This window comes from Paraburkholderia sp. A1RI-2L, from assembly GCF_048957375.1.
Lineage (GTDB): Bacteria > Pseudomonadota > Gammaproteobacteria > Burkholderiales > Burkholderiaceae > Paraburkholderia.
The window spans coordinates 72416-91027 of record NZ_JARBTA010000005.1 but is presented as its reverse complement, the minus strand read 5'-3'; the positions used below and the strand labels follow the sequence as shown (position 1 = coordinate 91027).

The window sequence follows — 18612 nt, the reverse complement described above, 5'->3', positions numbered from 1 at the left end:
CGAGTCTAGGTTCCGCCCGTTGCGCGCTCAACATTTTTAGAGAAATGTGCATAGAATGCACACAGTTGATTTTTAAGGCGTTTTGCGATGACGAAGTATGCAAACGTGCGCGGGCTCGCGCGCGGCCTCCAGGTGCTCCAGGCGCTCAACGCCATGGAGAACGGGCGTGCGACGAGCCAGCAGCTGAGCGAGGCCACCGGCCTGCACCGCACGACGGTGCGGCGCTTGCTGGAAACCCTGGTGGAAGAGAAGTTCGTGCGCCGCAGCGCGTCGGACGACAGCTTTCGTCTGACGATGAACGTGCGCGGCCTGAGCGAAGGCTTCACCGACGACGAACGGATCGCGACCATCGCGCCGCCGATCATGGCGCAAATGCTCCAGCGCACCGTGTGGCCTTCGGACCTCACCACGCCCGACGGCGATGCCATGGTCATACGCGAGACCACGCACCGCTTCAGCCCGCTTTCGTTTCACCGCGCCATGGTGGGCCGCCGCCTGCCCATCCTGCTCACGGCCGCGGGGCGCGTGTACTTCGCGACGTGCCCCGAGGCGGAGCGCGAAGATATTCTCGAGCTGCTACGCGCGGGCACGGGCGGCGAACAGCAGCAAAAACTCGCGGCGGACAAGGCCTTCATCCGCAATCTCGTGCGCCAGACGCGCGCGGATGGCTTTGGCTCGAATCACGGCGACTGGGCTGACCAGCGCAAGATCGGCGCACTCGCCACGGCGATCGAGGCGCAAGGGCGCGTGCTCGCGAGCCTCAATGTGATCTACCTGGAGCAGGCCATCAGCCCGGCCGAGGCAGTGCGTCGCTTCGTGCCCGAACTGCAGCGCGCCGCGCAGGAAATGGTGGCGGCGCTCGAAGCGCAAGGGGACGCCGGCCGCTAGTATCGGCTTTATCTCCAACCGGGAGGAACCATGGATCAAAGCGGAGACTTCATTGTGCGCACCATGTCGGCTGACGAGATGGCCATGTCGGTCGAATGGGCGGCTGCGCAGGGGTGGAACCCCGGCTGGCATGACCCGCACTGTTTCAGGGAGGCGGACCCGGATGGCTTTTTCGTCGGTGTCTGGCGCGGCGCGCCGGTCGCGTGCCTTTCCGCCGTTGCCTACGACGAATGCTTCGGCTTCATCGGTCTTTACATCGTGAAGCCCGGGTTTCGCGGCAAAGGCTTCGGCATGCGAATCTGGCAGCACGGCATGCGTTATCTCGGAGCGCGCAACATCGGTCTCGATGGCGTCGTTGCCCAGCAGGCGAACTATCGGAAGTCCGGGTTCCAGCTTGCGCACCGCAACATCCGCTATCAGGGGCGCGTGAGCGGCATCGGGTGCGCGCATGTCACGGCAGCGGCCAACGTGCCGTTCGAGCAGTTGCTTGCCTATGATCGCCAGTGTTTTCCCGCAGCGCGCGCGCGTTTCGTCTCCACCTGGATCGCGCAGCCGGACGCCGTTGCACTCGCGACAGTCGACGCGGGCCGTGTCGCCGGATACGGCGTCGTGCGCCGCTGCAAGACGGGCTGCAAGATCGGCCCGCTTTTCGCCGACGACGCGGACGTCGCCACGGGATTGTTTCGCGCGCTGGCGGCGAGCATGCCCGGCGAGGTCATCGTGCTCGACGTGCCGGAAACGAATCCTGCTGCGGTCGCGCTGGCGCAACGGCACAACATGACGAGCGTTTTCGAAACCGCGCGGATGTACACGAAGGACGCGCCGGCCATTGCGATCGATCGCGTGTTTGGGGTGACATCGTTCGAGCTGGGGTGAGTTCGGGAGAGTCCAGCCGATGCCTGCATTTATTGCGGGTTGGCGCCGCATTCGACCAGCCGCGCCTCGAGCAGGCGCGCGAGCGCCAGGCCGCCTTCGCGCATGATTGCATCGTGATTCCAGCGAAATGCGAGCCGCACAGGCGGCGCGAGCGCGAGCGCGTTCATCCAGGCACGGGCCGTCCTGACGTGCCAGTCATAGCGCACCACCGTGCGGCTGCCCTCGGCGGCGAAATGCCAGCGGCCCACGCCTTCCAGCGCGCCGCTGGCCTCCCCCTCCAGCGCAACGAGCGGCGCGACGCGCGTCACGCGCACGTCGATGATCACCCGATAGGGAAGCACGCCCTTCCACGTATATCGATGCACGGCGCCCAGACCATCGGTTTCGCCTGCCTGCAACTCGCGCACCGCTTCGACGCTCTTCCACCACCTCGGCCAGTTAATCGAATCGTGGACCGCGTCCCACACCTGCTGCACCGGCGCCTCGATGCACCACAAGGTGGTCAAACGGAATTCCGCCATTGCTCTCCTCCACTTTGCCTGCGATACGGCCACGCGTATTCGCGGGCAGGCCCGGCGCATGCGTGTATGTCCGCGCGAACATTGCGTAGCGCGGTGTTCCAGAATTACCCTTGGATCCATCATCGCATTCATTCGAGTATAGGAGGCACGATGCGCATGCAGGTAATCGGCGCGGGCCGCAAGGGGCTCGCGCTCACGGCGGGCATCGCTGCGCAATGAGGGACGCACCGCCATCGGACCGGGATCTCGTTGCCGACGCACAGGCGCGCTTCAATGCGCTGGCAAACTATCGGGTCAGGCTGAAATCGATATCGGCGGGCGCGGAAGCGGTCGAGGTGCGCTATGCCTACCGCAAACCGGGCTTCGTCCGGATGGATTTCATCCGCCCGCATGCCGGCGCGACGCTCGCCTACAACCCGGAATCGGGGCAGGTCAAGCTTTGGCCATTCGGGTTCGATACGTTTCCGAGGCTCATGCTAAGCCCGGACAGCCGCATGATCCAGAGCCCGCAGGGTCATCGCATCGACCAGTCCGATATCGGCACGCTGCTCATCCATGTTCGTGAGCTTCAGCAGCATGGCGAGACGCAGCTCGTGGGCGTTGAGACTATCGGCATGTGCCGGGCGTCGCACGTGATCGTGACGTGCGTGCCCGGACGCGCAATAGCCGGCGTGTTCCGCTATGAGCTGTGGTTCGATATCGTCCATGGGCTGCCTGTCAAGGTCGCGAGCGAGAACCCGTCAGGCAAGCCGATCGAAACGGTGCTGATGGAAGACCTTCGCATCGACTTGCCAGAGTCGCAACTCGAACCGTTTGGCTAGTCACCCGGCCCAACGTGCGCACGCATTCAACTACCGAAATAGAGCGTGCAAAAGCTGACCGGACCGACACAGTTCGGCTCCGCCCTGCCAGCCGCCGAAGGTCCGGCGACGCCTGGCGCGCCCGAACCGATCATCTCTGTGCCGCCGCTTGAATTTTGCGGGTTGCCGGCCGCCTGCTGCACGGAGTCCTGGCGAACTTCTGCACCGGTGTTTTCCTGAGCGAACCCATTGGCCGCGGTGCCAGCGGTTGCAAGAATGGCAATGGAAAAGCCTAAGACAAGATGCGTGTTCATTTCGAATTCCTAAAGTTAATTCCCATGAAATTTCGCTTGCTGCATCATGAAGAACCCAGCTTGATTCGACTTTATTCCCGGCGGATCAGTCGCCAATCTGCCTACTGCACCGTGATGGTTGCCTTCATGTACGGGTGGATGCCGCAAAACACCTTATAGACCCCCGGCTTGTCGAACTTGAACTGAAAGGTGTCGTCCTGGTCGAGTGCCGCCGAGTGGAATACGCCTGCATCGTTGACGATCGAGTGCGGCTCGCCATCCATGTTTTTCCAGGTCACGGTCGTGCCGGTCTTGACCGTCAGCGACATCGGCGAAAACATGAAATTCTTGATGATGATCTCATCGGGGCCCTGGGCTTGCGCGGCAGGCGACGCTGCGGTCAATGCCACGATGAGCATCCCGCTCCAGACGGAGGGGATGCGGGTACGGCGAAAGAAAGCGGATAGCATGGCTTCGATCCTTGTTCAATGAATGAATAGCGTCGTCAAGCGAGGGTTTTGTCGGAGAGCGACGCGGCGAGCGGGTGGCGCGAGACGCTGATGCTGGTTACGCCAAGCATCTTTCGGAGCTGATCGCCTGGCACGGTAAGCGGCCCGGGTCCGGGACCATTGCCGGCCGTCGGCTGCGGATAGGCGGTCGAGCGCGCGGTATGAAAGGTGATATTGCCTTCCACCTTCGAAACGATCTGATGGATATGGCCGTTGATCACGGTGACCGAGCCGAATCGCTTCAAATACTCCATCGCCTGGCCCGCATCGCCGGTGCCCCACCCCCAAGGCTCGTAGATCGTCCACATCGGCATATGCACGAACACCACGATCGGCGTGCTGGATGTGCGGCCCTCCAAATCGTTTTCCAGCCAGGCAAGCTGGTCCTCGCCCAGGCTTCCCAGCCCGTTTGGCTTGAAATGCATCACATTGACGAGCCCGACAAAATGCACGCCGTGGCTGTCGAAGCTGTAATAGCCCCGGTTGTCTGACGCCTGTCCGAAGCGCTTGAAGTATTCGCCTTGCGGTCCGTCTGTCACATCGTGCTCTCCCGGCACCGTGTGCAGCTCCGTGACGTTCAGCCCGGAGAGCAACTGGGACGCGAGATCGAACTCAGCCGGTTTGGAAAGATGGGTGATATCGCCCGTGTGAATCGCCAGGGCAGGCTTGACCGGCATGGCGTTGACGAAATCAATCGTCTGTTTGAGCGTGCCCGCGACATCGGGATTGGCTTCCTTGTTGAAGCCAATGTGCGAGTCGCTGATCTGCAGGAACAGCGGCATGCCGGAAGCCGCCGACTTGTCCTCGGTGCTGGCCGCGAGTGCTAGATGCACGGGCGTGAGGACGCCTCCGGCCAGCACAAACACGGTGCCCGCGCCACCGAAGGCGAGACATTTCAAGGCATTGCGGCGCGACGGTTGGGAAGGAAGATCTGACGACATGATGTCCTCTCGACTGGGTTCAGGAAGCCGCCCGCCGGTTCGATCCGGAGCGCCTCCAGGGCGGGGTCAAGTGCAATACCGCCCATGCTGCCGCTTTATTCCCGCTTTATTCCCGCTTTATTCCCGCTCTATTCCCGATTTAATTCCGCTTTGTTCCTGCTTTGTTCCCCAACCTGGATACGTCACCTCATTGTCCGCGGCAACGCGCACGGACACAGGCCCGATGCATCTGCCTGCCCTCACGTCTCGCTCGTTGAATCCGGGAATAAGCGGCACGGGTTCGCGGTATTGCAGTCGTGGCACACGAAATGAGGGAAACGAAATGGACATCATCGACAGGGCTCGCGCGTCGGGATTGACCGTGATCCTCGACGGCAGGATTGGCCGCGAGGAATACCAGAGCGTATGCGGTTCGATATCGGCATTACAGCGCTTCGCCGAATCGCTGCGGCAATGCGCTGTGCACGAGCCGGACGGCGCCGCGCAACGGTCGATGGCGGCTGGCGGGTCTGGCCACGAATCTGGCCGTGGATCTCGCCTGTTAGTCCGGCGCATCGACAAACTTGCGGGAATAGCGGGCGCCATGGCGACGCCCGCTCCAAGGGTGTCGCGCATCGCTTGTCGGAGGCGCAAGTGAGCGTCAGGGTGCAATCCGTTCTGCGCTGGCTTCAACTGGGATCGGGCCTCGTGATGCTGACTTATCTCCTTCTGCATCTGGTCAATCACGCGCTCGGGATCTGGTCGCTCGACCTGGCCGGGCGCGGTCTCGTCCTCGCGCTGCGGCTCTGGCGCAGCGTACCTGGAACGATCGCGCTCTACGGTGCAGCAACCCTGCATTTCGCGCTGGCGTTGCACACGCTATACGGGCGGCGCCAATGGGCGCTGCCGCCTGCTCAATGGATCCGACTCTGGGCAGGGCTCAGCCTGCCGCTCCTGCTTATCCGCCATGCCGTGACGACCCGGCTTGCGTCTTCGCTCTATGGCTTCGAGCCTGACTACGAGCGCGTCATTGTCGTGCTGCTTACGAGCGGCACGCAGGGCCTGCAACTTGCGCTGCTGGCGCCCGGCTGGATCCACGGATGTCTGGGGCTGTGGTTCCGGTTGCGCCACTTTCCGTGGGCGCGTCGCCTGCAGCCGGCGCTGCTGGCGCTCGTTGTGCTGTTGCCGCTGCTGTCCGCAGCGGGCTTTATCCGGATGATGCGAGAAGTCGTTGGGCAGCGTCGCATGCTGGCGCCTGTCGACGCTACGCTCGCGATCCATCAGGCAGCCCTCAATGCCACGCGTCACAATCTCGTCGCTCTGTATCTGGCATTGATTGCCAGCGCGTTGATCCTGGGCCAGTTGCGCAATGCCTTCGAACGTCGAAGGCTGCGACAACATCCGGTGAGCTCCCGCGCCTGAGCTAGCTGTTTTGTTAGTTGTTTTAATGATCAAGCGAAAACTCAAGAACCCGCCAGGCGCTTTGACTGCCGTACGGCAGAAGTCGGCGTGGAGGAACAGTGTGGATGAGACCAATAGAGACGCCGCTGGCGCACCGCGCGACGACGCTGCCCGCAGCCGCCGTTTCCAGCAGATGGCGTTGCCGCATCTCGATGCCGCGTACAACCTCGCGCGCTGGCTGAGCGGCAATCCCAGCGACGCCGACGACATCGTGCAGGAAGCGTTCATGCGTGCCTTCCGCTTCTTCGATACGTTTCGTGGCGACACCGCGCGCCCCTGGCTGCTGGCGATCGTGCGGCGGACCTGGTACACGGAGTGGCGGCGGCGCACGTCGTCACACGAGGTGGCCGAGCTTGACGACAACCTCGACGACGCCACGATCGACGGCTGGAGCGCCGCATGCGCCGATCCGCAAACGCTCCTCATCCGCGACGAGGACACACGTCTCGTGCATGCGGCGCTGGAGCTGTTGCCAGTCGAGTTTCGCGAGGTGCTGATATTGCGCGAACTGGAGGAGCTGAGCTATCGCGAGATCGCGGAGATTGCCGACCTGCCCGTGGGCACCGTGATGTCGCGCCTGGCGCGCGGGCGCCGCAAGCTGGCTACGCTGCTGGGCGCATTGCAGGCGCGTGGCGTGAAGCCGCCGTCCCGCAGCGAAGCCGCTAACGACCGGCGAAGCCGTGCATCGGGCGATGCGCGCAACCTGCCGGGCGCGTTACGCGGCGGCGCGGCCCCACGCAACAATCGAGGCGGAATCGGAAAGGAGATGCCAGATGGACTGTAAAGATGCAAGGCCGCTCCTGGACGCGAGCGTCGACGGGGAGTTGTCCCCACCCGATGAGCATCGTCTGCAGCAGCACGTCGAGGGCTGCGACGCATGCCGTCGCGAATGCGAGGCGGTGCGCGCGATCAACCGCGCGATGCGCCGCGCCGAGTATTACCGTGCGCCCGAAGGGTTGCACGCGCAGATAGCCGCCTCGTTACCGGCCGCCCCGCTGCCGGTCGATGCGGATGAAACGCGTGACAGGGAGGCCGCCACGCGTAAACAGAAACGCTTTGCGTGGCTCGACGGCTGGCGGATTCCGCACGGTGGCGGCTTCGGAACAGCCGCCTGCAGCGCTGCCTCCGGCAAAGGCGTGAGCGGCGGCTGGCTGACGGGGCTGACGGGGCTGACGGGGCCCACGGGGCTCACGGGGCTGTCGATCGCGCTGTGCGTGGCGGCGGCAAGCGTGGTCCTGACGCTGTCCCGTCCGGTCGGCAACAGCCCGTTCGTCGACGAACTCGTGTCGAGCCATGTCCGGGCCCAGCTTTCGGGACGCGACATCGACGTCATTTCGTCCGATCAGCATACGGTGAAGCCGTGGTTCAACGGCCGGATCGACTATGCGCCTCCGGTCGAGGACCTGACTGCGAGCGGCTTCCCGCTGGTGGGGGGCCGGCTCGACTACCTCGGACATCGGCGGGTGGCGGTCCTGACTTACCACTACCGCAAGCATGTGATCGACGTGTATGTGTTCCCGGACTCCGGCCAGGCTATTGCGGGTCCGGCCGAAGCGATTGACCGCCGCGAGGGCTACGCGCTGGCGCGCTGGCACGATGACGGGATGACCTGGTGGGCGATCACGGACGCTGCTCCTGAAGCGCTGAGCGCGTTCGAAGCGGCGTTGAGGGCTAGACTAACGAGCCCCAACGAATAGCACGCAGTGAATAAGGCCACCCTGAATGCAATCAGAAACATTCAGCGCCCCTTCTGGCTATTGGCTTTCGCGATCCGATAAAGAAATTAAGTTAGCACTCGCTTTATTGTCCTTGTCATATACATGTCAGTATGCCGAGCAATGACAGATAACTAACGAGAAACCGGAAACGCGACTCGATGTCCACCGCCTTCGCTCATACAGTCGAAGCGAGTTTTGCGACGCTCACGCCCACGGCCAAGCGCATTGCCAGTTATATGCTGGCGAATCTGGAGCGCCTCGGCCTGGAGACGGCGGATCAGATCGCGCAACAGACGGGCACGAGCGGCATTTCGGTCGGGCGCTTTCTGCGCAGCGTCGGCTATCGCAATCTCGACGACCTGAAGCGCGAATTGCGCGGCGCACAAACCCGGCCATGGTGCATCACGGATCGCCTGGACGCCTGGCGCAGCGAGCGCTTCGACGGCTACGCGAACGGCGTGGAAAGCTCGAATGACACGGCGCTCGCACACTCGCTCGATCTCGAGGTCGATGCAATCCGCTACGTGTACCAGCTTGCGCTAGGCGACACCTTCGCCCGCGTCGCGCAGCGCATTGCCGCTGCGGATGCCGTCTTTATTCTCGGCATCCAATCGACGCGCGGCATTTCGAATGCGTTCCACAGCTACCTCGAATATTTGCGGCCACGTGTGTTCTTTTCCGATGGCATGTCGGGCTCGTATGTGGAGTCGCTGAATTCGGAGTTCGCGTCGCCGTATCTGATCGTCACCGACACCCGTGCCTATTCGCGCATCGCGCGCCGCTATTGCGAGGCGGCGGCACGGCGCGAATTGCCGTTCGCGCTCGTCACCGATCTCTATTGCCCGTGGGCGCGCGACTTCGCCTGCGATCTGCTGCAGGTGAAAACCGATGTGGGTCAGTTCTGGGATTCGCTTGCGCCGCTCACTTGCCTGTTCAACCTGCTGATTACGTCGATTGTCGAGCGGCTCGGCTCCACTATCGACAAACGTGTCGCGCGCAACCGCGAGTTGCAGCGCGAACTCGATCAATTCGATCTCTGACGATCATGACCGATACACCTCGCCTCATTCACATCACACCGGAAACGCACGGCGTCGAACTCGATCTCGTGTATGCGACCGATCGCAATTTCACAGGCAAGGTGATCTACAAGGAAGCGCACGCCCTGCTGCTCGCGCCCGCTGAAGCTCGATTGCGCAAAGCCGTCGAACTTGCTGAAAGCGTCGGCATGAAGCTGCGCATTTTCGATGCGTATCGTCCGCCGCAAGCACAAAAAGTACTGTGGGATTTTCTGCCCGATCCCACGTATGTCGCAGAACTTGGCCGCGGCTCGAACCATAGCCGGGGTACGGCGCTCGATCTCACCTTGATCGACAGCAACGGTGAAGCGCTCGACATGGGCACGGGATTCGATGCCATGATCAAGGCGTCCGAGCACTTCCATCACGGCTTGCCTCAGCATGTGCAGCGCAATCGCCTGCTGCTGCTCGGCATCATGCATGCGGCAGGATTCACGCATATTCCAGGCGAATGGTGGCATTACGAAATTCCGGGTTCGCGCTCGCTGCCCGTTATTGACAATAGCGAAAGCGGCCCCCTGAAATTGATGTAATCGCGTTCTGGTTCTTTGCTGTCCGTCTGCGGGTTTCTCACCGCTTTTACTCTCGATACGGAGCGAGTATGAATCTGGTCTTGCGCAATGCGCTGGCGGCAGTCGCGGTGGTGTCCGCACTGACGCTTACGATGACGACAACAAGTACTGCATTTGCCGCGACGCCCAAAGACATGCTGGTGATCGCCACCACGCTCGACGAATTCTCGACGCTCGATCCGGGCGAAGTCTATGAGCTCGTGCCGGAGGAATATGTCGCGAATACCTATGACCGACTGGTGCGCGTCGATCTGAAAGACCCGGCGAAATTCAATGGCGATGTTGCGCAATCGTGGACGGTCAGCCCCGATGGACTCACGTTCACGTTCAAGATTCGTCCGGGTCTCAAGTTTCACTCCGGCAATCCGCTAACAGCCGATGATGTCGCTTGGTCGATCCAGCGCTGCGTACTGCTCGATAAAGGTGCGGCGGCGGTATTGCAGGGCATTGGCCTGACCAAGGCCAACGCGCTGCAAAACGTCAAGAAGATCGACGACTCAACCGTCAGCATTACGACCGACCAGAAATACGCGCCCACGTTCGTGCTGAATGTGCTGGGTGCGTGGCCCGCGTCGGTGGTCGACAAGCAGCTCCTGATGTCGCATCAGAAAGGCAACGATTTCGGCAACGAATGGCTGCGCACGAACGAAGCGGGCTCCGGCGCGTACAAGCTCGTCAAATGGACCGCGAACGACAGCCTCATCCTGCAGAAATACGACGGCTACCGGCTGCCGCTCGCGATGAAACGCATCGTGATGCGCCATGTGCCGGAGGCCGCGAGCCAGCGCCTGCTGCTCGAAAACGGCGACGCCGATGTCGCGCGCAATCTGAGCCCCGACGATCTCGCCGCATTGACCAAGGCCAACAAGGTGCAGGTGATGTCGGTGCCGCAAGCGACCTTGCTCTACCTCGGCCTGAACGTGAAGAACCCGAATCTCGCGAAGCCGGAAGTGCAGGAAGCCATGAAATGGCTGATCGACTATGACGGCATTCAGAAAAACGTGACGAAGAGCACGTTCAAGATTCATCAAGCGTTCCTGCCCGAAGGTTTCCTCGGGGCGTTGAATACCAATCCGTATCACCAGGACGTTGCCAGGGCCAAGGCGCTGCTCGCCAAAGCGGGCTTGCCCAATGGCTTCAACGTGACGATGGATGTGCGCAGCGCTTACCCGTACAACGAAATTGCGCAAGCCATACAAGCGAATCTCGCGCAAGGCGGCATCAAGGTCGAGATCATTCCGGGCGACAACAAGCAGACGCTCGCGAAGTATCGTGCGCGTCTGCACGATATCTATATCGGCGAATGGTCGGCGGATTACATCGACCCGCACAGCAATGCGCAGGGCTACGCATGGAATCCGGACAACTCCGACAAGTCTGCGTACAAGATGCTCGCATGGCGTAATTCGTGGGACATTCCGGATCTGACGAAACAGACCAATGCAGCGCTGGCCGAATCGTCGACGACCAGGCGCGCGCAACTCTATCAGACGATGCAAAAGGAAATGCTCGCCAGGTCGCCGTTCGTCATCATGTTCCAGCAGGTGTCGCAAGTGGCGATGCGTCCGGGCGTATCGGGCCTCGAAGTCGGTCCGATCAACGATCTCGTGTCGTATCTGCATGTGAAGAAGCAGTAAGCGCGCGAGACATGTCAACGACGACCACTCCTATTGACCAGATACGGGCTGCGTCCGCACGCAGCGCGACCGTGCGCTGGACGTTGCGCGTGCTGCGCTGGGCGCTCACGCTCGCCATCACGTTCACGGGCTTGCTGGCCGTGACCTTCGTGATCGGCCGCAAGGTGCCGATCGATCCCGTGCTCGCCATACTCGGCGACCGCGCGTCGGCGAGCGCTTATGCGGCCGCGCGCATTCAGCTTGGACTCGACAAGCCCCTTGCCGAGCAGTTTTTCATCTACGTGCGCGCGGTGCTGCACGGCGATCTGGGCGTATCGCTGCTGACGGCCAATCCCGTGCTCGACGACATCAAGCGCGTCTTCCCGGCCACGTTGGAGCTCGCGACACTGTCGACGATCATCGGCGTATTGGCCGGCGTGCCGCTCGGCGTGATTGCCGCGACACGGCACAACCGCTGGATCGATCACGTCGCGCGTTTCATCGGCCTGATCGGCAGCTCGGTGCCCGTGTTCTGGCTCGGCCTGATGGGGCTGCTGTTGTTCTATGCGAAGCTGCATTGGGTGTCGGGGCCCGGAAGAATCGACCCCGTGTTCGATGGCATGGTCGATACGCACACGGGCAGCCTGTTGATAGATTCGCTGATCGCGGGGGAATGGGAGGTGTTTTTTAATGCACTGTCGCATATCGCATTGCCCGCTGCGATATTGGGCTACTACTCGGTCGCTTATCTGAGCCGGATGACGCGCTCGTTCATGCTCGACCAGTTGAACCAGGAGTACATCACGACGGCACGCGCAAAAGGCTTGCCCGAGCGGCGAGTCGTATGGGTGCACGCCTTCGGCAATATCGCGGTGCCGCTGCTGACGGTGATCGCACTGTCGTATAGCTTTTTGCTCGAAGGCTCGGTGCTCACCGAAATCGTATTCGCGTGGCCGGGCATCGGTTCGTATCTGACTGGCGCGCTGCTCAACGCCGATATGAATGCCGTGCTCGGCAGCACGCTCGTGATCGGCATGACTTTCATTGCGTTGAACCTGCTGACGGATGCACTCTATCGCGTGTTCGATCCGCGCGCCCGCTGATGCAACGGAGATTTGCAACGTGCGTCCACCTGTTGAAACGTCAACGCAGGACTTGCCGATGAACATGCCTCGCCCAACGTGGAGAGCCTGGCTGCTGACCGATACGCCCGCTTCGCGCAGGCAGGCGGCACTCGGCCTCGCGTATCGGCGCTGGCGGCGCTTCTCGGGTAATCCGCTATCGGTGTTCGGTCTGTCGATCCTCGTGCTGCTCGTGATCGTCGCCGTCATCGGTCCCTGGATCGCGCCGCATGATCCGCTTCGGCAGGTGTTGTCCGACCGTCTACTGCCGCCCGGCTCGGCCTCTCATTGGCTTGGCACCGATCAGCTCGGACGCGATATTCTTTCGCGCATCATTTACGGCTCGCACCTGACGCTGTCGATTGCGATCCTCGTTGTCGTGGTCGTCGTGCCGATCGGCTTGCTGATCGGCACCACGGCGGGCTTCTTCGGAGGCTGGGTCGACATCGGGCTGATGCGCGTGACGGATATCGCGCTGGCGTTCCCGAAGATCGTGCTCGCACTCGCATTCGCCGCGGCATTGGGGCCGGGCGTGTTCAACGCGGTGATCGCCATTTCGATTACCGCGTGGCCCGCGTATGCGCGGCTTGCACGCGCCGAAACGTTGAGGCTCGTGCAAGCCGATTTCATCCACGTCGCGCGGCTGCAAGGCGCCTCGAACCTGCGCATTCTGCTGCGCTATATCGTGCCGCTGTGTTCGTCGTCGGTGATCGTCCGCGCGACGCTGGATATGGCGGGCATCATTCTGACCGTCGCGGGCCTGGGTTTTCTGGGGCTCGGCGCACAACCGCCCAGTCCCGAATGGGGCTTCATGGTCGCGTCGGGCCGCAACGTGCTGCTCGACGCGTGGTGGGTGGCAACGCTACCGGGCTTCGCGATTCTGCTCGTGAGCCTCGCATTCAATCTGCTCGGCGACGGCTTGCGCGACGTATTCGACCCCCGCCATGGTGACTGACGTGGTGACTGACGTGGTGACCGATGTGCGCACGAACGAAACGCGCTCGCCGCTCTGTGAAATCGACGATCTGCGCATCGCATTTCGCACGCACGACGGCGCGCTGAATGAGGCCGTGCGCGGTCTCTCGCTGACGCTGGATAAAGGCGAGCGGCTTGGCATCGTCGGTGAATCGGGTTCGGGCAAGTCGCTGACGGGCCGTGCGCTGCTCGGACTTCTGCCGCCTGCCGCGCATTGCACCGCGAAAACCTTGCGCTTCGACGGAAACGATTTACTGACTATGCGCGCGGCCAGGCGCCGCCGTCTATGCGGTCAGCAGATGGGCATGATCCTGCAGGATCCGAAATACTCGCTGAACCCGGTGATGACTGTTGCACAGCAAATGCGCGAGGCGTTCGCCCTGCATGATCCGAAGCTCGACCGGCGTGCGATGCGTGAGAAGATCATCGCGGCCCTCGAAGCGGTGCATATCCGCAACCCCGCGCGCGTCGCGGATTCGTATCCGCATGAGCTTTCCGGCGGGATGGGACAGCGCGTGATGATCGCGATGATGGTGTCGACGGGACCCCGCCTGCTGATCGCCGACGAACCGACCAGTGCGCTCGACGTGCTCGTATCGATGCAAGTGCTCGCCGTACTCGACGAGATGATCGCCAAACACGATACGGGGCTCATTTTTATCAGCCATGACCTGCCGCTCGTGATGTCGTTCTGCGATCGGGTGGTGGTGATGTATGCGGGGCGGGTGGTCGAAACCTGTGCGGCGCGCGATCTCGTGCATGCGCAACATCCTTATACGCGCGGGTTGCTTGCCGCGAATCCTCCGCTTGCCAACCCGCCTGCCGAATTGCCCGTGCTGTCGCGCGATCCTGCATGGCTCAACGACACGCAAGGAGCGTCCGCATGATCGACGTCGATGCGTTGACCGTGCGCTTCAAGACGGCCGCGGGCGCGGTCGATGCCGTGCGCAATGCGAGCTTCCATGTGGCGCAAGGCGAAGTGTTCGGGCTCGTCGGCGAGTCGGGTTCCGGCAAGTCGACCATTCTTCGTGCGCTGAGTGGATTGACGCCTGGCACGCAAGGCACGGTGCGCATTGCGCAGCAAGGCGGGGTCGCGCAAAAGCGCGCTGTGCAAATGGTGTTTCAGGACCCATATGGCTCGCTGCATCCACGCTTCACTGTCGATCAGACATTGCGCGAACCGTTGCGTATCGCCGGCATCGGCCAGCATGAAGAACGCATCGTCAATGCGCTGCGTGAAGTCGGGCTCAATGCGTCGTTTCGATTTCGCTATCCGCATCAGCTCTCGGGTGGGCAACGGCAACGCGTGGCGATTGCGCGCGCGCTGATCGTCGAGCCGCGTGTGTTGCTGCTCGACGAGCCTACATCGGCGCTCGATGTCTCCGTGCAGGCTGAGATATTGAACCTGCTCAAGCGCCTGCATCGCGAGCGTAATCTGACGATGATTCTTGTCACCCACAATCTCGCCGTCGTGAGCTTTCTGTGCTCGCGTGTTGCGATCATGCGCAATGGCGAGATCGTCGAAGAACTCGATGTGGAGAAAATCAGAGCGCAGCAGGTCGATAACGAGTATTCACGCAGCCTGTTGCTCGCGACGACCGGCTATCAGCGCAAGGCCGTCGCGGCGTTGGGTATCGACACGGCGCTTTAAAAGCGCGCGAGGTCGGCTATATGCTTGCCAGAACCCGGCAAAGCCCTCAGGTGCGAGTCGCCGTGGCCACGTTACGTGGCCGCAGCGTCATCATGATCATGTACAGGCCGCCGCCGATCAATACGCCGAAGAACCAGCCATAGATATTCCACCAGGTCGGCAGCAGGTTGGTGAAGTTGGGCAGGAAAGTCGAAAACACGCTGCCGACCACCGCGGCGGCGACCGCATTGACGTTCCAGCCTCCTTCGTAGCGGTACTCGCCGTATTCCTGGTAGAGTGCCGCAACGTTGATGTTGCCCTTGGCCAACAGATAGTAGTCCCCAAGGATTATCCCGAGTAGCGGGCCCATCGTGGCGCCGACCGCATTCACGAAGTGCGCGGCGCCGCCTTCCCACGGCGCAAACGGGTAAAGCACCAGCGCGATCGCCGCAGCGATGTAGCCGCCCAACTTGAAGCTGATGCGCTTGGGGAACACGTTGGAGATGTCAAATGACGCCGAGACGAAATTGGCAACCACATTGATGCCGAGCGTGGCGACTGCGAAGGTCAGCGCCGCGATGAGCGCCAACACCCAGCTCTCGAACTTCGCGGAGATCTGTTCGGGGTGCAGCAGCGCTTCGCCATACACCTTGAAGGCGGCGATGGTGGTGATGCCGGCGACCAGCGAGAACGCGATCAGGTTGACCGGCAGGCCCCACAGATTGCCTTTCTTCACTGCACTGCGGTTCTTCGCGTAGCGCGAGAAGTCGCAGAAGTTCAGGTACAGCGCTGCGAAGTAGGTGATCCAGGTCGCACCCACGGCCATGAGCGCCCAGAACGAACCGGGCTCGCCGCTAATGCCCGCGTCCCGGGTCTTCTCGAGCAGCACGTTCATCGGAATGCCGTGGCTGAACGAAAAGCCGCCGGCCTTGATGCACAGGCCGACCGCCAGGATCAGCATCGCGACCCACACCGCCGGACCGGCCCAGTCCTGGAATCTGCGCACTGTCTCCATGCCTTTCTGGATGATGAGCAGCTGCAGGGCCCAGATGATCACGTAGCAGATCACCTCCAACCCTGAATGCCCGAGGAAGTGCGTGCCCTTGTGGAACTGCATCAGACTATCGCTTCGGATCAGCAGTGCGACTATCGCGCCCGAAGCCGCCGCGGTCTGCGCGCCGTACCAGAAACAGGCCACCACGGCGCGCACGAGAGCTGCCAGATTGGCGCCCCACACGCCGAAGGAGGCGCGCGCCAGCACCGGGTAAGGCACGCCGGTCTTTTCGCCAGCGAAACCAATCAGGTTCATCAGCGCGAAAATCACCAGCGAGCTGAGCCCGATGGCCAGCACGAAGTTGATAAAGCTGCCGCACAGCAGGAACAGGCTGGCAGCGAGGTAGTAGCCCCAGAGGCTGTGCACGTCCGAGGTCCAGACGTTGAAGATGCTGAAGGCACCCCAGTTGCGCTCCCTGGCGGGCGCCAGATCTTCGTTGTAGAGGCCGGGGGAAGGGTTACGGATGTCCATCTGTCGTCTCCTCTGGGTTCGTGGAACTCAGGCAATACCGCCGGGCTTTGTGCAATTGCCCTTAGCTGGCTGAACCGCTTCCATCGGCTGGCCGAAGACCGCGAGCGATCGCCCGCAACCATGGTCTGCCTGCACTTCGCCATAGTCTCCTGGCTAATGCTTGTCCATTTTGCGGCCTTTAACAAGCGTGCCTTTGGCTTTCCCCTGCACGTCTATAGCTTATCGATGTTTCCAATGTAATTTCTCACATTTTGCCTAATATTTAAGCGTGCGTGAGGCACCCCGGCCCGCGCACAACCTCCAAGCCCGCGCTCCCGTGCGGGCGTTTTTTCATCTGCGGAACCGCGGTTCTCGGGCCCAGCGGCGGTTTTTTTCGGCCCGCGGGATCCTTGGTCATAATGGTCAGTCGAATGCATAGCTCCGACGAGGTGTGGCAAGGCCGAAAAACCAGCGAGCAGCGGCTGCGTGAGCCGGTTCTGGCCGGCGTGGGCAATGGGCCATATTGGAGAAACTCCCGTGATCGGCTTGAAGCGATTTCTCGACGAAAACAAGCTTCACCTGATATTCGAAGTGAGCCTGTGGTTCAAGGCCGTATTTGCACTTTCAGAAATGGTTGCCGGTATCGCCACGTACTTCGTGACCCAGCGGCTCTTTCTGACGCTCGTGGTCTGGGTTACCCGGGATGAGTTTGCCGAAGACCCTCACGATCTCGTAGCCAACTTTCTTCTCCATTCGGTACAGCATCTTTCCGTCGGCACCCAGAAGTTCGCAGCCCTCTATCTGCTCGCCCACGGCGTGACCAAGCTCTGGCTGATTATTGGCCTGCTGCGCAAGCGCCTCTGGTATTACCCCGTATCAATGGCCGTTTTTGGCTTGTTCATCATCTACCAGCTCTACCGGTTTTCGTTCACGCATTCGATCTGGCTGCTGCTCATTACGGCATTGGACGTCCTCGTTCTCGCTCTCACGTGGCACGAGTACCGGCATCTTCGAAACGCCGGCTTTCATCCGGCCGTCAATCCGCCTTCGGCGGACTGACCGCCAACCCTCATATGTTGGGTCACTGCACGTGCGCGGCGCCTTCACGCGCGCTCGCTTGCACCGTCACTTCCCCAGATCACATTCAGCGCCTCCAATGTCGCCTGGATCGCCGGGTCGCGGCTGCGGCCTTCGGCGTAGACGAATGACACTTGCGTCGTCGCCCGATGGTCGCCAAAGAACACCGCCTCGCCCGCATCGCGCGCTTCGAGCGCCAGGGCCTCGCGCATCAAGCCGACGCCCACGCCTGCCGCAACGAGCACACGCATCAGTTGCTCATGATCGGCCTCGACCGTTTCGACCGGTTTGATGGCAGCACGCTGCAGAATCTCGTTCAGGACTTCCTGATGGCCGCTGCGCGGCGCCATGCGAATCCATGGCTTGTCCGCGAGCCGCTCCAGCGCGCAATCCTCGAAGCGTTCCCACGAAGCCGGCACGACGAGACGAAACGTCATCTCATCGAGCACCTTCATGCGCGTCCCTTCGGGCCGCGCTTTGCACACGAGCAGTGCCGCGTCGATTTCCGCGCTGCGCAGCGCGTCGACGAGCCAGCTCGTGCGGCCAACCTGCAGGTCGATCTTCAGGCCCGGATGCCGCGCGACCATTTCCGCGAGCAAGGGACCCACGCGCAGCACGGCGGGGTCGAGCATCACGAAGCCGACGCGCAGGCGCCCTTCAATCTGGGCACGAAAGCCGCGCGCCGCGTGAACGAACTCGCCGAACGCCTCGATCGCCTGTTGTGCTTTGCCGAGCAGCGCCTCGCCGCTTTGCGTGAGCGTCACCGACGAGGTCGTGCGCGAGAGCAGCCGCACCTCGAGTTCCTCTTCGAGGCTTCTCAATTGCCCACTGACGGCCGGTTGGGTCACGTGCAGCGCTTCGGCGGCTTTGGTCACGCTGCCAAAGCGGGCGACCGTCACAAAAGTGCGAAGTTGTCGAATGTCCATGGGTTTGCGTTCGCTGTGTCCTTCAGAAGGCGCGCTTATGAGCTTTATCGAGGAAAGTGATTTCCCCGCTTCAGACGCCGCAATTATTCTGGGCTTCACGGGACGCACCGGGCAATCCGGACGCGC

The 18612-nt window shown here is 62.0% G+C and carries 21 protein-coding genes; 15 read left to right on the top strand and 6 right to left on the bottom strand.

The features are described 5' to 3' along the window. Positions 1-87 precede the first annotated feature (87 nt). The gene (locus PWP93_RS33155) at positions 88-888 is read left to right on the top strand and encodes a DNA-binding transcriptional regulator (RefSeq protein WP_421047801.1); all 801 of its coding nucleotides are present in this window, start codon (positions 88-90) and stop codon (positions 886-888) included. Positions 889-918: 30 nt separating this feature from the next. Further along, complete coding sequence (locus tag PWP93_RS33150; RefSeq protein ID WP_421047800.1) at positions 919-1764, top strand: GNAT family N-acetyltransferase; 846 nt, start codon at positions 919-921, stop codon at positions 1762-1764. 29 nt (positions 1765-1793) lie between these two features. Here the strand turns inward: PWP93_RS33150 and PWP93_RS33145 are convergent, their stop codons facing one another. Then, positions 1794-2285, bottom strand: coding sequence for an SRPBCC family protein (locus tag PWP93_RS33145; protein WP_421047799.1), 492 nt, complete (start codon positions 2283-2285; stop codon positions 1794-1796). Between the two features lie 66 nt (positions 2286-2351). On the opposite strand from PWP93_RS33145, the gene PWP93_RS33140 reads away from it, so the two are divergent. Continuing rightward, positions 2352-2504 (top strand): hypothetical protein, encoded by a 153-nt coding sequence (locus PWP93_RS33140; protein WP_421047798.1) that lies wholly within the window; start codon positions 2352-2354, stop codon positions 2502-2504. Continuing rightward, on the top strand, positions 2501-3106 hold the full coding sequence (locus PWP93_RS33135) for a DUF1571 domain-containing protein (RefSeq protein ID WP_421047797.1): 606 nt from the start codon (positions 2501-2503) through the stop codon (positions 3104-3106). Before PWP93_RS33140 ends, PWP93_RS33135 begins: the two co-directional genes overlap by 4 nt. Positions 3107-3132: 26 nt before the next feature. Here PWP93_RS33135 and PWP93_RS33130 read toward each other — a convergent pair whose 3' ends face one another. From PWP93_RS33130 to PWP93_RS33120, 3 genes are all read right to left on the bottom strand, one after another. Beyond that, positions 3133-3399 carry a hypothetical protein gene (locus tag PWP93_RS33130; RefSeq protein ID WP_421025804.1) on the bottom strand — a complete coding sequence of 89 codons (267 nt, stop codon included), beginning with the start codon at positions 3397-3399 and terminating at the stop codon, positions 3133-3135. Positions 3400-3500: 101 nt separating this feature from the next. After that, on the bottom strand, positions 3501-3797 hold the full coding sequence (locus PWP93_RS33125; RefSeq protein WP_421027026.1) for a cupredoxin domain-containing protein: 297 nt from the start codon (positions 3795-3797) through the stop codon (positions 3501-3503). An 86-nt stretch (positions 3798-3883) separates the two neighbouring features. After that, positions 3884-4828, bottom strand: a complete 945-nt coding sequence (locus tag PWP93_RS33120; protein ID WP_421047796.1) for a metallophosphoesterase family protein — start codon at positions 4826-4828, stop codon at positions 3884-3886. Positions 4829-5518: 690 nt separating this feature from the next. On the opposite strand from PWP93_RS33120, the gene PWP93_RS33115 reads away from it, so the two are divergent. The 10 genes from PWP93_RS33115 (at position 5519) to PWP93_RS33070 (ending at position 15000) form a co-directional block, all read left to right on the top strand. After that, the gene (locus PWP93_RS33115) at positions 5519-6229 is read left to right on the top strand and encodes a hypothetical protein (RefSeq protein WP_421048074.1); all 711 of its coding nucleotides are present in this window, start codon (positions 5519-5521) and stop codon (positions 6227-6229) included. A gap of 100 nt (positions 6230-6329) precedes the next feature. Further along, positions 6330-7052 carry an RNA polymerase sigma factor gene (locus tag PWP93_RS33110; protein WP_421047795.1) on the top strand — a complete coding sequence of 241 codons (723 nt, stop codon included), beginning with the start codon at positions 6330-6332 and terminating at the stop codon, positions 7050-7052. Beyond that, a complete protein-coding gene (locus PWP93_RS33105) occupies positions 7042-7965 on the top strand; it encodes an anti-sigma factor family protein (RefSeq protein WP_421047794.1) in 924 nt (307 codons plus the stop codon). Before PWP93_RS33110 ends, PWP93_RS33105 begins: the two co-directional genes overlap by 11 nt. A 179-nt stretch (positions 7966-8144) precedes the next feature. Next, positions 8145-9026, top strand: coding sequence for a sap1 transcriptional regulator SapR (gene sapR, locus PWP93_RS33100; protein WP_421047793.1), 882 nt, complete (start codon positions 8145-8147; stop codon positions 9024-9026). 5 nt (positions 9027-9031) lie between these two features. Further along, on the top strand, positions 9032-9598 hold the full coding sequence (gene ddpX, locus PWP93_RS33095; protein WP_421047792.1) for a D-alanyl-D-alanine dipeptidase: 567 nt from the start codon (positions 9032-9034) through the stop codon (positions 9596-9598). A gap of 68 nt (positions 9599-9666) precedes the next feature. Then, positions 9667-11274 carry an ABC transporter substrate-binding protein gene (locus tag PWP93_RS33090; RefSeq protein WP_421047791.1) on the top strand — a complete coding sequence of 536 codons (1608 nt, stop codon included), beginning with the start codon at positions 9667-9669 and terminating at the stop codon, positions 11272-11274. A gap of 11 nt (positions 11275-11285) precedes the next feature. Continuing rightward, positions 11286-12356: an ABC transporter permease gene (locus tag PWP93_RS33085; RefSeq protein WP_421047790.1), complete on the top strand. Its 1071-nt coding sequence runs from the start codon at positions 11286-11288 to the stop codon at positions 12354-12356. Positions 12357-12414: 58 nt separating this feature from the next. Next, positions 12415-13329 (top strand): nickel transporter permease, encoded by a 915-nt coding sequence (gene nikC, locus PWP93_RS33080; protein WP_421025811.1) that lies wholly within the window; start codon positions 12415-12417, stop codon positions 13327-13329. After that, positions 13319-14236 (top strand): ABC transporter ATP-binding protein, encoded by a 918-nt coding sequence (locus PWP93_RS33075; protein ID WP_421047789.1) that lies wholly within the window; start codon positions 13319-13321, stop codon positions 14234-14236. The genes nikC and PWP93_RS33075 overlap by 11 nt, the downstream gene beginning before the upstream one ends. Next, the gene (locus PWP93_RS33070) at positions 14233-15000 is read left to right on the top strand and encodes an ABC transporter ATP-binding protein (RefSeq protein ID WP_421047787.1); all 768 of its coding nucleotides are present in this window, start codon (positions 14233-14235) and stop codon (positions 14998-15000) included. Before PWP93_RS33075 ends, PWP93_RS33070 begins: the two co-directional genes overlap by 4 nt. A gap of 46 nt (positions 15001-15046) precedes the next feature. On the opposite strand, the gene PWP93_RS33065 is transcribed toward PWP93_RS33070, so the two are convergent. After that, positions 15047-16504, bottom strand: coding sequence for an NCS1 family nucleobase:cation symporter-1 (locus tag PWP93_RS33065; RefSeq protein WP_421047786.1), 1458 nt, complete (start codon positions 16502-16504; stop codon positions 15047-15049). A 465-nt stretch (positions 16505-16969) separates the two neighbouring features. On the opposite strand from PWP93_RS33065, the gene PWP93_RS33060 reads away from it, so the two are divergent. Then, the gene (locus PWP93_RS33060; RefSeq protein ID WP_421025815.1) at positions 16970-17542 is read left to right on the top strand and encodes a DUF2127 domain-containing protein; all 573 of its coding nucleotides are present in this window, start codon (positions 16970-16972) and stop codon (positions 17540-17542) included. 44 nt (positions 17543-17586) lie between these two features. Here the strand turns inward: PWP93_RS33060 and PWP93_RS33055 are convergent, their stop codons facing one another. After that, positions 17587-18486 carry a LysR family transcriptional regulator gene (locus PWP93_RS33055; RefSeq protein WP_421047785.1) on the bottom strand — a complete coding sequence of 300 codons (900 nt, stop codon included), beginning with the start codon at positions 18484-18486 and terminating at the stop codon, positions 17587-17589. Positions 18487-18612: the final 126 nt, after the last annotated feature.